This window comes from Nocardioides sp. Leaf374 (assembly GCF_916862475.1).
GTDB lineage: Bacteria > Actinomycetota > Actinomycetes > Propionibacteriales > Nocardioidaceae > Nocardioides > Nocardioides kribbensis.
Window position 1 is genome coordinate 1 of the sequence record NZ_CAKASO010000027.1, and the last position, 12,665, is coordinate 12,665.

At 75.9% G+C, this 12,665-nt stretch carries 11 protein-coding genes; 7 read left to right on the top strand and 4 right to left on the bottom strand.

Going from position 1 to position 12,665, the window contains the following annotated elements:
* On the bottom strand, nt 1-1,069 hold a 1,069-nt coding region (locus LPA27_RS12625; protein WP_228942659.1), incomplete at its 3' end, for a M4 family metallopeptidase.
* A 184-nt stretch (nt 1,070-1,253) separates the two neighbouring features.
* On the opposite strand from LPA27_RS12625, the gene LPA27_RS12630 reads away from it, so the two are divergent.
* Entirely contained in the window at nt 1,254-2,819 is a 1,566-nt protein-coding gene (locus LPA27_RS12630) for a sulfatase (protein ID WP_228942660.1), read from the top strand.
* Nucleotides 2,820-2,850: 31 nt separating this feature from the next.
* Here LPA27_RS12630 and LPA27_RS12635 read toward each other — a convergent pair whose 3' ends face one another.
* Nucleotides 2,851-3,321 carry a PPOX class F420-dependent oxidoreductase gene (locus LPA27_RS12635; RefSeq protein ID WP_056863465.1) on the bottom strand — a complete coding sequence of 157 codons (471 nt, stop codon included), beginning with the start codon at nt 3,319-3,321 and terminating at the stop codon, nt 2,851-2,853.
* A gap of 167 nt (nt 3,322-3,488) precedes the next feature.
* Between LPA27_RS12635 and LPA27_RS12640 the strand changes: the two genes are divergently transcribed.
* From LPA27_RS12640 to LPA27_RS12665, 6 genes are all read left to right on the top strand, one after another.
* Nucleotides 3,489-4,481 carry a hypothetical protein gene (locus tag LPA27_RS12640; protein ID WP_228942661.1) on the top strand — a complete coding sequence of 331 codons (993 nt, stop codon included), beginning with the start codon at nt 3,489-3,491 and terminating at the stop codon, nt 4,479-4,481.
* 57 nt (nt 4,482-4,538) lie between these two features.
* Nucleotides 4,539-6,434 carry a translational GTPase TypA gene (typA, locus tag LPA27_RS12645; protein ID WP_056863463.1) on the top strand — a complete coding sequence of 632 codons (1,896 nt, stop codon included), beginning with the start codon at nt 4,539-4,541 and terminating at the stop codon, nt 6,432-6,434.
* 251 nt (nt 6,435-6,685) lie between these two features.
* The gene (locus tag LPA27_RS12650; RefSeq protein WP_228942662.1) at nt 6,686-7,609 is read left to right on the top strand and encodes a DUF4397 domain-containing protein; all 924 of its coding nucleotides are present in this window, start codon (nt 6,686-6,688) and stop codon (nt 7,607-7,609) included.
* 62 nt (nt 7,610-7,671) lie between these two features.
* Nucleotides 7,672-8,331: a class F sortase gene (locus LPA27_RS12655; RefSeq protein WP_228942663.1), complete on the top strand. Its 660-nt coding sequence runs from the start codon at nt 7,672-7,674 to the stop codon at nt 8,329-8,331.
* Entirely contained in the window at nt 8,331-9,482 is a 1,152-nt protein-coding gene (locus LPA27_RS12660; protein ID WP_228942664.1) for a glycosyl hydrolase family 8, read from the top strand. Before LPA27_RS12655 ends, LPA27_RS12660 begins: the two co-directional genes overlap by 1 nt.
* Nucleotides 9,483-9,511: 29 nt before the next feature.
* The gene (locus LPA27_RS12665) at nt 9,512-10,303 is read left to right on the top strand and encodes a tyrosine-protein phosphatase (protein WP_228942665.1); all 792 of its coding nucleotides are present in this window, start codon (nt 9,512-9,514) and stop codon (nt 10,301-10,303) included.
* A 12-nt stretch (nt 10,304-10,315) separates the two neighbouring features.
* Here LPA27_RS12665 and LPA27_RS12670 read toward each other — a convergent pair whose 3' ends face one another.
* Both LPA27_RS12670 and LPA27_RS12675 read right to left on the bottom strand, forming a co-directional pair.
* Nucleotides 10,316-11,674 carry an MFS transporter gene (locus LPA27_RS12670; RefSeq protein WP_228942666.1) on the bottom strand — a complete coding sequence of 453 codons (1,359 nt, stop codon included), beginning with the start codon at nt 11,672-11,674 and terminating at the stop codon, nt 10,316-10,318.
* Between the two features lie 175 nt (nt 11,675-11,849).
* Complete coding sequence (locus LPA27_RS12675; protein ID WP_228942667.1) at nt 11,850-12,644, bottom strand: enoyl-CoA hydratase-related protein; 795 nt, start codon at nt 12,642-12,644, stop codon at nt 11,850-11,852.
* Between the last annotated feature and the right edge of the window lie 21 nt (nt 12,645-12,665).

Sequence of the window (12,665 nt, forward strand, 5' to 3'; positions counted from 1 at the left end):
GGTCGGCGCCGCGACCGACCGCGCCGTCCTCCCCCGCGCGGCTGCCACCGGCCCGCGGCGTCACCCCGACCTCCTCCCACGCCGCGCCGACGGCGTCGGCGTGCACCCCGGCCGCCGCGACCGTCGCGGCCGCGAAGCCGGCGAAGTCGGTGCGCGGACCGACCCGGCCGCCGGTGAGCGCGGCGTACCAGATCGCGCCGGCGCCCTCGGCGCTCGACCCGCCGACCGCGACCGCGGCGAGCTGGAAGGCGCGGTTGGGGATGCCGGAGTTGAGGTGGACCCCGCCGTTGTCCTCGCTGGTCTCGACGTAGTCGTCGAGGTGGCCGGGTTGGGGGTCGGTGCCCAGGCGCGGGTCGTCGTAGGCCGTGCCGGGCGCGCGCATGTCGCGCAGGCCGCGCGCGGCCACCCCGGGCAGGAAGATGTCGGCCCCGATCAGCCAGTCGGCCTCCTGCGGCGACTGACCGAGCAGGCGCTGCGCGAGGCAGGCGGCGAAGACGTCGGAGACCGACTCGTTGAGGGCGCCCGATTGGCCCTGGTAGACCAGCCCCGCGCTGCGCTCGGTGACCGCGTGGGCCAGCTCGTGGGCGAGCACGTCGACCGCGGCGGTGAAGCGACCGAAGACCTCGCCGTCGCCGTCGCCGAAGACCAGCTGCGTGCCGTCCCAGAAGGCGTTGGCGTAGTCGCGGCCGTAGTGGACGGTGAGGCTCACCGGCGCGCCGGCGTCGTCGTAGGAGTCGCGGTCGTAGACGTCGGCGAAGAGCGCCAGCGAGGCCGCGATGCCCGTGGCCGCCTCGTCGACCGCGGGGTCGCCGGTCGCGCCCTCGCCCGCGCGCCGCACGGGACGGCCCGGAAGCGTGGTCGTGGCCCCGGCGTCATGCACGGTCCAGGCCGCGGTGGCGCGCGCGGCGAGCGGCGGCGGCGCCGACGCCGGGCCCGGGCGCGCCGCGCGGAAGCCGGCATCGAGCGACAACGTCTGCTCCCAGCCGAGCCGGCGCAGCAGGTAGGGCGGCACGAAGCCGCAGCGACGAGCGGCGAGCGGCCGGGGGGCGGAGGAGGTCCCGAGAGTCATGGCCCCAGCGAAGCCCAGGCCACCGACAGTGACAAGGCCTACGTCACCCGGCCCACGTCGGCAGGCACCCGTCGCCCAGCGCGGGCAGGAGGATTCCCGCAGCGGGGGTGGGTCCGGGTTTACTTGCCGGCCAGCTGGTCCCTTCGTCCCGCACCTGCCCGCCCCCGCCCCCACGGAGTCCGACATGAGCACACCTCCCGGTGCCCCGAGCCGCCGCCAGGCGCTCGCCCGACCGCTCGCCGGGGCGCTCGCCGGGCTGCTCGTGGTGGGCGGGCTGGTGTCGTGCCGTGCGGCCCCGGAGCGCGCCGACGGCGACCCGGCCACGGGCACCGCGGTCACCGACGTCGCCGACGCCCGGGGCACCCGCCCCAACATCGTCCTGCTCAGCTCCGACGACCAGACCGACACCGAGCTGGAGCACATGCCGCTGACGCGGAGCCTGCTCGCCGAGGCGGGCACGGAGTTCACCGACGCGATCAGCCCCCACCCGCTGTGCTGCCCGGCGCGCGCGGAGATCCTCACCGGGGAGTACGCCCAGAACAACGGCGTGCGCCACAACCGCGGGGCCTACGGCGGCTACCAGGCCTTCGCCCGCCACAACACCGAGCAGAACCTCGCGGCCTGGCTGCACGACGCCGGCTACCGCACCGGGTTCGTCGGCAAGACGCTGAACTCCTACACCACGGGCTCGCGCCGGATGCGCGGCTGGGACTACTGGAGCCCGACGATCGCCGACACCTACCGCTACTACGGCACGCGCTTCTACGACGACGGGCGCCCGCGCACCTACGACGGCTACGTCGCCGACGTGGTGCGCGACCAGGCCGTCGACCTGGTCGAGCGCTGGTCGGCCGGCGACCGGCCGTTCTTCGTCTGGGCCTCCCACGTGGGCCCCCACGACGCCACCGAGAGCGACGGCACGTGGGGCCCGCCCGTGCCGGCCGAGCGCCACCGCGGCCTCTTCTCCGACGTCGGGCTGCCCAGCGCCGACGACCCGTCCTTCGACGAGCCCGACACCTCCGACAAGCCCCCCGCCGTGCGCCGCGGCCGCGACGGCGTGCCGGTGCGCACCGAGTGGTACCGCGACCGGCTGCGCAGCCTGCAGGCCGTCGACGAGGCCAACGCGGCCGTCATCGAGGCCCTCGACCGCGCCGGGGAGCTCGACGACACCGTGGTCGTCTACGTCTCCGACAACGGCTTCCTCACCGGCCAGCACCGCATCTACGGCAAGAACTACCCCTACGAGGAGGACCTCCAGGTCCCCTTCGTGCTGCGCGGTCCGGGCGTGCCGGGCGGCACGACGAGCACGGAGACGGCCACCGTCATCGACCTGGCCCCCACCTTCCTCGACCTGGCCGGGGTGCTCGGCGACGTGCGCTCCGCCGGGCACACCGACGGCGAGTCGCTGCTGCCCGCGCTGCGGGGCGGCTCACTGGGCGCCACCAGCCTCATCCAGGCCGGCACCTCCGGGCGCCGCGAGCTGCGGGCCTTCGGCTGGTCCTTCCGCGGGGTCCGCACGCCCCGCTTCACGTGGGTGCGGTGGTGGGACGGCGCGGAGGAGCTCTACGACCGCGAGCTCGACCCCTTCCAGGAGAGCAACCTCGTCGGGCCCGACGGCCAGGTGCGCGACCCGGCGTACGCCGCGGTGCGTGAGGAGCTGGAGCGGCGCTACCGCGCGCTGCGCTGGTGCCGTGGCGTCGCGGAGTGCGAGCAGCAGGACTTCGGGCCCGAGCCCGCGCCGGCGTCATGAGCGCGGGCCCGCGCCGGCTCCGCGGAGCGGGTCAGGAGGGCACGCGGTCGGGCGGGAAGCCGCCCGTGGCGACCGGTCCCCAGCCCGTCACGGTGATGCGCAGCAGCGACTTGCCCTGACGGCGCATCGCCTCCCTGTACTCCTCCCAGTCGGAGTGCTCGCCGGCGATGCAGCGGAAGTACTCCACCAGGCCGTCCTCGGCCTCCTGGCTGGGCATGTCGAGCACCTCGGCGGTGCCGTCGACCTGCACCCACGGCCCGTCCCAGTCGTCGGAGTGGACCAGCACCGTCGCGGCGGGGTTGCGGCGCAGGTTGGTGGCCTTGGCGCGCGAGGGGTAGGTCGAGATGACGATGCGGCCCTCGGCGTCGACGCCCCCGGTGACCGGCGAGATCTGCGGCCGGCCGTCGGACTTGGTCGTCATCAGCGTCAGGTGGTGGCGGGTGCGCACGAAGTCGAGCAGCTGCTCGCGGTCGACCCGGTCGGTGGTGGCGATGTTCGGCATGGCGCCAGCCTAGGCGGGGCGATCACGCGACCGGGAGCGTCACGGGTGTGGTGGGGATCGTGGGTGTCGTGGGCGACGATGGGGCGGTGGCAGCGAGGAGCAGGGCGGGCGGGACCGGGCCCAGGACCGGGGGACGTCGCGGCGCAGCGGGTCGCGAGGGCGCCCCGGTGCGGGTGACGGTGGTCGGCGACCCGGTGGACGGCGCCGCAGTGGGCGAGCCCGCTGCTGAGCACACCGTGGAGGTGCCGGCGGCGACGACGCTGGCGGCGCTGCTCCCCCAGCTCGTGCCCGCGGTCGTGCCGCCGGTCGCCGCGGGCGGCGCCGACGTGGTCCTGCTGCTGCGCCACGGCGGCGACTGGCTGGGGATGCACAGCGCGACCACGGGCACGCGGGTGCTCCGCGACCCCGAGCGCACCGTGGCCGAGCTCGACCCGCCGCGGGTCCGCCTCGAGCCGTGGCCCGGCGTCGACGCGTCGCTGCTGCTGGAGGAGCTCGCCCTGGGCCGACTGCCCGACCGTGCCGCCCTCGCCGACCTCGCCGGCGACGGGTGGCGGCGTCGCTGGGAGGCCGAGGAGCGGGCGCTCGGTGCGGGCGGCGGCACCGCCCGGCTGCTCGACGACGACGTCGTCGGGGCCCTGGCCGCCGTCGGGGCGACGGTGCTCGCCCACGGCCCGGGCCACGCGCGGGTCGAGGACGCCGCCGGGTCGTCGTACGTCGTGCGCTGCGACCGCCAGGGCGGTGCGGTCTCCCGCCTCGACGCCGACGGCCTCGAGCGCCCGGTCGCCGCGGTCGCCACCCGGCCGAGCAGCCGGGCGGGCACCGGCTCGGACACCCGGGCCGGGGCCGGGGGGCCGACCGCGCGACGTGCCCTGGCCGCGACGCTCGCGGCCCTGCTGGGCACGACGTGGCGCGAGCAGCAGGGCCTGGAGCCGGCCCCGCCGCCTGCGCCGACGCGCGACACCCGGGTCGAGGTGGCCCGCGGCGGCGGGGTCTGGGGCTGGTCGTGGAGCGACGCCGCGGGGCGCCACGAGGGCCGCTTCGCCGCCGACGGGGCGATGGCCGCCGCGACGGCGGCGTACGCCCGGCTGGAGCCCGCCGACGTCGTCGCGCACCTCACAGCCCCCGCCGCCGATGGGGGCGGGGACCCCTCGCGGCCCTAGAATCGAGGAGGCTCCATCGGGGCCCCTCGACTCCCACCGGAAGTGACGACGCACCGAATGTCTGGAAACACCACCCGCAACGACCTGCGCAACGTCGCCATCGTCGCGCACGTCGACCACGGCAAGACGACCCTCGTCGACGCCATGCTGCGCCAGGCCGGCGCCTTCACCGCCCACCAGGCCGAGAGCGTCGCCGAGCGCGTCATGGACTCCGGTGACCTGGAGCGCGAGAAGGGCATCACGATCCTCGCGAAGAACACCGCGGTCCACTACGCCGGCCCCGCGGCCGACGGCAAGCCGATGACGATCAACATCATCGACACCCCGGGCCACGCCGACTTCGGCGGCGAGGTCGAGCGCGGCCTGTCCATGGTCGACGGCATCGTGCTGCTGGTCGACGCCTCGGAGGGCCCGCTGCCGCAGACCCGCTTCGTGCTGCGCAAGGCGCTCAACGCCGACATGCCGGTGATCCTGGTCGTCAACAAGACCGACCGCGGCGACGCCCGCATCGCCGAGGTCGTCGACGAGACCTACGAGCTCTTCATGGACCTCCTCGACGACAGCCACAGCCAGGACGCGCTCGACTTCCCGGTCGTCTACGCCTCGGGCCGCGCCGGCGTCGCCGGTCTCGACCAGCCCGCCAACGGCGAGCTGCCCGACTCCCCCGACCTCGAGCCGCTCTTCAAGACGATCCTCGAGACCATCCCCGCCCCGACCTACACCGAGGGCGCGCCGCTCCAGGCCCACGTCACCAACCTCGACTCCTCGCCGTTCCTGGGCCGCCTGGCCCTGGTGCGCGTGCACGAGGGCACCCTGAAGAAGGGCCAGACCGTCGCCTGGATGAAGCGCGACGGCGAGACCAAGAACGTCCGCATCACCGAGCTGCTGGTCACCGAGGGCCTCGAGCGCAAGCCGGGCGAGTCCGCGGGGCCGGGCGACATCGTCGCCATCGCGGGCATCCCCGACATCACCATCGGCGAGACCCTCGCCGACCCCGAGAACCCGGTCGCGCTGCCGCTCATTCACGTCGACGAGCCGGCCATCTCGATGACCATCGGCACCAACACCTCGCCGCTGGTCGGGCGGGTCAAGGGCGCCAAGGTCACCGCCCGCCTGGTCAAGGACCGCCTCGACTCCGAGCTCATCGGCAACGTGTCGCTGCGCGTCCTGCCCACCGAGCGCCCCGACGCGTGGGAGGTGCAGGGCCGCGGCGAGCTGGCGCTGGCCATCCTGGTCGAGCAGATGCGCCGCGAGGGCTTCGAGCTCACCGTCGGCAAGCCGCAGGTGGTCACCAAGGAGGTCGACGGCAAGGTCCACGAGCCCGTCGAGCGCCTGACCATCGACGCCCCGGAGGAGTACCTCGGCACGATCACCGAGCTGCTCGCCTCCCGCAAGGGCCGCATGGAGCAGATGACCAACCACGGCACCGGCTGGGTCCGCATGGAGTTCCTCGTGCCGGCCCGCGGCCTGATCGGCTTCCGCACCGAGTTCCTCACCGACACCCGCGGCACCGGCATCGCCCACCACATCTCCGAGGGCTACGAGCCGTGGGCCGGCGAGATCCGCTCGCGCAACAACGGCTCGCTCGTCGCCGACCGCAAGGGCGCCGCGACGGCCTACGCCATGACCTCGCTGCAGGAGCGCGGCGTGATGTTCCTCGAGCCGACCACCGAGGTCTACGAGGGCATGATCGTCGGCGAGAACTCCCGCGCCGACGACATGGACGTCAACATCACCAAGGAGAAGCAGCAGACCAACATCCGCTCCGCCACCTCCGACAACTTCGAGAAGCTGATCCCGGCCAAGAAGCTGTCACTGGAGCAGAGCCTGGAGTTCTGCCGCGACGACGAGTGCGTCGAGGTGACCCCCGAGATGGTCCGCATCCGCAAGGTGATCCTCGACGCCGGCGAGCGCGCGAAGATCGCCAGCCGCGCCCGCAAGGCCAGCAAGTAGCACCCGCACACCCCCGCTCCACCCCCGAGGGCCCGCCTCCGTCTCACGACGGGGCGGGCCCTCGGCCGTCCCGGCAGGCATGAAGAGCGCGAGTACGGGGTATGTCACGTACCGTGGTGCCTGGCGACCACCCCGCGACCCCTCACCCGGGTGCGCGCGGTCTCCGCCAGGCCGGGCCGGGGGGACCAGCTGCACCGACTCCTCGACGTCTCGACGCCGCACGACCGTCAGCCAACGCTCGAGGAGCACCCGTGAGCCCGCACCGCCGTCCCCGCACCGCCCGCACCTCCCGCACCGCACCGGCGCGGACCGTCCTGGCCACGCTGGCCCTCGGCGCGGTCGCGGCCACCACGCTGGCGCCGAGCGCCACCGCCGCACCCTCGACGGCGGGCAACGGCCCCGCCGCCCAGGCCCCCGCCACCACCGGCTGGCTCCGCCTGGGCCACCTCAGCCCCGGCACCGGCGACGCCGACGTGCGGGTGCTGCCCCTCGACGACGGCAGCCGGCTCAACCTCACCGACGTCCCCTACGGCGAGGTCTCCGACTTCCAGCGCCTGCCGGCCGGCCGCTACCGCATCGCCTTCCGCGAGGCCGGCCAGCCGCTCTCGGCCAAGCCGATGGTGGCCCGGCTCGTCGAGGTCGACCCCGGCTCGGCGGCCACCGTCGTCGCCACCGGCCGCGGCGAGTCGCTGCGCACCGAGGTCATCGACGACGACCTCACCCCGCCGCCCGCCGGGCAGGCCAAGGTCAGGCTGGTCTCCGGCGTCGGCGACAACGGCCCGGTCTCCGCGGCCGTCGTCGGCGGCCCGGTCATCGCCGAGGACGTCGCCACCGGCGGCTCCACCCCCTACGCCAACGTCGCGGCGCAGACCTGGCAGGTCGACGTCGCCTCCGGCTCCGACATGCCCACCACCGGCAAGGTCGCGGTCAAGGCCGGCGGCGTCTACACCCTCCTGGTCGTCGACGGGGCCGACGGCGGCGTCGAGATCAAAGCCCTCCAGGACAGCGGCAGCGCGGCCACCATGCCCTCCGGCGGCGTCGACACCGGCGCCGGTGGCCTCGCCCCCACCGCAGGCGCCCCGACCGACCTGACCGCGCCCGCCGCGGGCGTCCTGGCCGCCCTAGCCGCGCTGGGCGGCCTGGTGCTGCTGCGCCGCGGACGCGCCACCGCCTGACCGACCCCGCCGGTCCCCCGACCGGCGCCCGCCCCCCGCACCGCCGACCCCGAGGCCGACCTGTGAGCACCCGCCCCGTCGCACGCCGCGCCGCCGCGGTGACGCTGCTCGTCGTCGCGGGCGTCGCGGCGCTGGTCGCCGTACGGGCCGGGGACGGCCCGCAGGCGGCGTCCTCACCGACCGCGGCCGTGCCCTCGGCTGCCGCCGCCCCGACCACCCCGTCGGGATCCTCCGCGCCGTCGTCGGGTGCCTCGACGATCCCGGTGCAGGGGGCCACGGCGGCGCGACCGGTGGAGGTGCGGGTGCCGCGCCTGGGGATCGTCTCGCGGCTCGACGACCTCGCCGTGGTCGCCGACGGCACCCTGGAGCGCCCGCCGCGCTGGCAGGTGGCGGGCTGGTACGCCGCCGGCCCGAGACCCGGCGAGACCGGCCCCGCGGTGATCGCGGGGCACGTCGACTCCCCCACCGGGCCCGCGGTGTTCACCGGGCTCGAGGCGCTGCGTCCCGGCGACCTGGTCGAGGTGCTGGGCGACGACGGCACCACCACCAGCTTCACCGTCGACCGGCTCGCCACCGCCCCCAAGGACGCCTTCCCCACCCGCGCCGTCTACGGCCAGACCCCCGACGCGCAGCTGCGGCTGATCACCTGCGACGGCGCCTACGTCGCCGACGCGGGCGGCTACCAGGACAACCTCATCGTCTTCGCCACCGAGCGCGCCTGATGGACGGCGGGGTCGCACCAGCGGAGCCCCCGCGCACCGGGCGGCGACGGACCCTGCGCCTGCTCGGTCTCTGCTGCGCCACGGCGCTCGTCGTCGCCCTCGTCGCCACGACGCTCGTCCTCCTCCTGCGCCCCACCGGCAACGAGAGGGGGCCGGAGGGACCACGCGCCGACGTCGACGCCCGGGCCTTCCTGGAGACCTACGTCGAGCCGGACGGCCGGGTCGCGCGCACCGACCAGGGCGGCGACACCGTCAGTGAGGGCCAGGCCTACGCCATGCTGCTCGCGGTCGCCACCGGCGATCGCGACACGTTCGACCGGGTGTGGGACTGGACGCGCGAGGAGCTGATGACCGCCGAGGGCCTGCTCAGCTGGCGGTGGGCCGACGGAGCGGTGGTCGACGCGTCCCCGGCCGCCGACGCCGACCTCGACGCCGCACGAGCCCTCGTGACCGCGGGCCGGACCTTCGACGAGGCCGACTACACCGAGGCGGGGCTGAGGCTGGGCACAGCGGTGCTCGACCACGAGACCGTCCGCACCCCGGCGGGCCTCGTGCTGGTCGCCGGACCGTGGGCCACCCGGGGCTCGCCGTACGTCTTCAACCCCAGCTACGTCTCGCCCGTCGCCACCGGTCTGCTCGACGCGGCCTCCGACGACCCCCGGTGGGAGGAGCTGACCGCCGGTTCGCGAGCGGCGCTGGAGGGCCTGACGTTCGGTGGTCGCCTGCCGCCGGACTGGGCCGAGGTGTCCTCCGACGGGTCGGTCCGGGCGACCGGCTCCCCGAGCGGAGGAGGGCCGCAGTTCGGCTACGACGCAGCGCGGGTCCTGGCCCGTCACGCCGAGTCGTGCGACCCGGACGACCGCGCCATCGCCGCACGGGCCGCCGACCGGCTGGGCCCCGAGCTGGACGTCGACGTGCTGGCGCTGTCGGGCGAGCCGCTGTCGCGCTTCACCAGCCCGGTGATGCTGGTGGCCCGTGCCGGGGCCGACGCCGCGTCGGGCGACCCCGCCGCCGCGCGCGCGGCGCTGGCGGCCGCGGACACGGCCGCCGCGGCGGCACCGACGTACTACGGCGACGCCTGGGCCGCGCTCGGTCCCCTGATGCTCGCCACGACCACGCTGGGTGCCTGCCCTGCGGTGCCGGCCGCGTGAACCACCCGGCGGCGAGGCAGGCTTGCTCCGTGACCCACGACCCCCTGGCCGCCCCCGCCGGTCCGCCCGCCGACCTCCCCGACCTGCACCACCTCCCCGACCTGCACAACTTGCGTGACGTGGGCGGCCTGCGCACCGACGACGGCGGTCGCACGCGCCACGGCGTGCTCTACCGCAGCGGCACGGTGGCCTTCCTCGACGCCGCCCAGGCCGAGGTCCTCGTCGGAAGCGACGGCCTCGGCGTGCGCTGCCGCGTGGACCTGCGCGGGCCGCGCGAGGTGGCCGAGGAGACCAGCGCCGCGCTGCGCGAGCGGGAGCGGCGCGCCGAGCACGTCGAGGTCCACGCCGCCGACGTGGCCTGGGACTTCACCGCCTCCCACCGCAGCGACTGGGTCGCCGCCCACTACGCCCGCTACCTCGAGGCCTCCGGCGACCGCATCGTCACCGTGGCCCGGCTGCTCGCCGACCCGGCCAACCGTCCGCTGCTCGCGCACTGCTCCGCGGGCAAGGACCGCACGGGGGTGACCGTGGCCGTCCTGCTGCGGGCGGTCGGTGTGGTCGCCGACGACCTGGTGGCCGACTACGCCCGCACGGCGCAGGCCATCGCGGGGCTGCGCGAGCAGCTGACCCGGCTGCCGGCGTACGGCGACCGGATCGCCGCGGTGCCGCAGGAGGCGCTCGGGTCGACCCCCGAGACCATGTGGGCCTTCCTGTCCACGCTGGAGGAGCGCCACGGCGGCGCGCGGGCCTACCTGCTCGGCCACGGACTCGACGGCTCCGAGCTGAGCGCGCTCAGCGAGGCTCTCGTCGAGCCGGCCTGAGGGGCCCCGCCCTCACTCCACCTCGGCGTACGCCGGCTCCGCGCGCCGCGACGACCGGGCCGGCCGGGAGCCGCGCAGCGCGGGGGCGAGCACCAGCAGGCCGGCCAGCGGCAGCAGCGCGAGCACGGCGAGGCTGGCGCCGATGCCGATCACGTCGCCGAGCCCGCCGACCACGGCGGAGCCGACCGAGCCGCCGGTCATGAAGACCAGGGTGGCCACACCGAGGGCGACGCCGCGCACGTCGGCGTCGACGGCGTCACCGACCGCGGCGCTGAGCGAGGGCTGACCGAGGCCGAAGGCGAAGGTCACCAGCACCACGGCCCCGCCCAGCACGGCCGGCACGTCGAGGATCGCCCCGACGCCCGCGACGAGCAGCGCCACCGAGGCGACGGCCCCGGAGATGGCCAGGCAGGCGGTCGGGCCGATGCCGCTGATGAGCGGGCCGGCCACCCGCGGCACGGCGAGCGCCAGCACGGCGCTCGGCACGAGGAGCAGTCCGACCTGCCAGGGCTCCCAGCCCTCGGCCACCAGCACGGCCGGCACCGCGATGAGCTGGCCGAACCACGCCGCCGGCACCGCGGCCGCGGCCACCGCGCTGCGCACCACGGCGGGGTTGCGCACCACGGCCAGCGGCAGGAACCCGTGGGGCCGCCGCCGCACCCGCAGCGTCGCCAGCGGAGCGCCGAGCACGAGCAGCAGCAGGCCCACCAGGGCCACCACCACGCCGGTCGACGGCGACTGCACGAGCAGCACCAGCCCGGCCGCGGTCACCGCGACCAGCACGGCGCCGAGGACGTCCAGGCTCGCGCCGGTGCCCTCCCCCACCAGGGCGCGCCACAGGAAGGGGATCACCGCGACGCCCAGGATCGGGATCGCCATCACCGCGCGCCACCCGAAGGCGTGCTCCACGAGGCCCCCGAGGAGCGGCCCGAGACAGCTGACCGCCGCCGCCACGCCGGCGAGGCGACCCAGGGCCAGACCGCGCACGGCCCCGTCGTACCGCGCGCTGAGGATGGCCACGCCCAGGGTCGGCACCGCCGCCGCGCCCGCGCCTTGGAAGAGCCGGGCGGCCAGCAGCACGCCGAAGGAGGGCGCGAAGGCCGCGACCAGCGCGCCGCTGGTCATCAGGCCGATGCCGATGACGAGCGGCAGCTTGACCCCGACGAGGTCGGAGACGCGGCCGTAGACCGCGGTGGTGACCGCGAGCATCAGCGCGTAGAGGCTGATCACCCAGGTCGCGCCGCCCACGCTGGTGCCGAACTCCGCGCCGATCGCCGGGAGCGCGATGGCCGCCGAGGCCGACCCCATGCCGGCCAGGCCGAAGAGGAGCCCGAGGAGCACGGAGACACGGCGCGAGTCGTCGAGGGGCATGGTTGTCGCCAACAACGACCGACCCGGGCGCATTCCGCGCCCGGCCGCCCAGCACGGCCGGCGCGCCCTCCACCGGGCCCGCAGGGGGGACCTGTCGGCCCGGACCCGCACCTGTCGGCCCGTGCGTGGGCCGACCGGTGCGGGTTTCGCCAGCCGGCTGGCGAAACCCGCCGCCTCACCCGAAGGCCGGCTTCTCCTTGCCCAGGAACGCCCGGACCCCCTCGGCGAAGTCGGGCCCGGTGTAGACCTCGCGCAGCAGCTCGTGGTCACCGGCGGGCGAGGCCTCGAGCCGGCGGGCGCGGTCGAGCAGCTGGCCCTTGGTCGCGCGCAGGGTGACCGAGGAGGCGGCGCGCAGCCCGTCGAGCAGGGCGGCGAGCTCGGCGTCGAGGGCCTCGGCGTCGGGCGAGACGGCCATGAGCGCACCGACGGCGTGGGCGCGCTCGGCGTCGACGAGCCGCGAGGCCAGCAGCATCTCGCGGGTCACCGGCTCGCCGAAGACGGTGGCGCAGCGGTAGACGATCGAGGCGGCCAGCGCGTTGCCCAGCGTGCGGGCGATGGGGTAGCCGAAGCGCGAGCCGGCCGTGGCCAGGCGCAGGTCGCAGTGGGTGGCGACGGCCAGTCCCCCGCCGACGCAGACCCCGTCGACGGCCGCCACGGTGACCTGCGGGAGCGCGAAGATCTGCTCGAGCAGGTCGCGGATCCAGTCCTCGTAGGCGACCGCGTCGGCGTCGACGAAGTCGCTGATCTCGTTGCCCGCGGCGAAGGCCCGCCCGCCGGCGCCGCGCAGCACCAGCACCCGCACGCTGCTGTCCTCGCGCAGCTCGGCGCAGAGGTCCTTCAGCGCGGCGTACATCGCCCGGGTGAAGGCGTTGCGGCGGTGGGGCCGGTTGAAGACGACCTCCACCACCCCGTCGCCGCGGGTCACGATCAGGTCCTCGCCCGGGCCCTCGCCGGTGCTGGTCTCGCTCACGCCGCCCGACCCTACGGTCCG

Excerpts from the sequence above, each read along its gene's own strand:
- LPA27_RS12630 (WP_228942660.1), top strand. The coding sequence starts at position 1,254 with ATGAGCACACCTCCCGGTGCCCCGAGCCGCCGCCAGGCGCTCGCCCGA.
- LPA27_RS12635 (WP_056863465.1), bottom strand. The coding sequence starts at position 3,321 with ATGCCGAACATCGCCACCACCGACCGGGTCGACCGCGAGCAGCTGCTC.
- typA (WP_056863463.1), top strand. The coding sequence starts at position 4,539 with ATGTCTGGAAACACCACCCGCAACGACCTGCGCAACGTCGCCATCGTC.
- LPA27_RS12660 (WP_228942664.1), top strand. The coding sequence starts at position 8,331 with ATGGACGGCGGGGTCGCACCAGCGGAGCCCCCGCGCACCGGGCGGCGA.
- LPA27_RS12670 (WP_228942666.1), bottom strand. The coding sequence starts at position 11,674 with ATGCCCCTCGACGACTCGCGCCGTGTCTCCGTGCTCCTCGGGCTCCTC.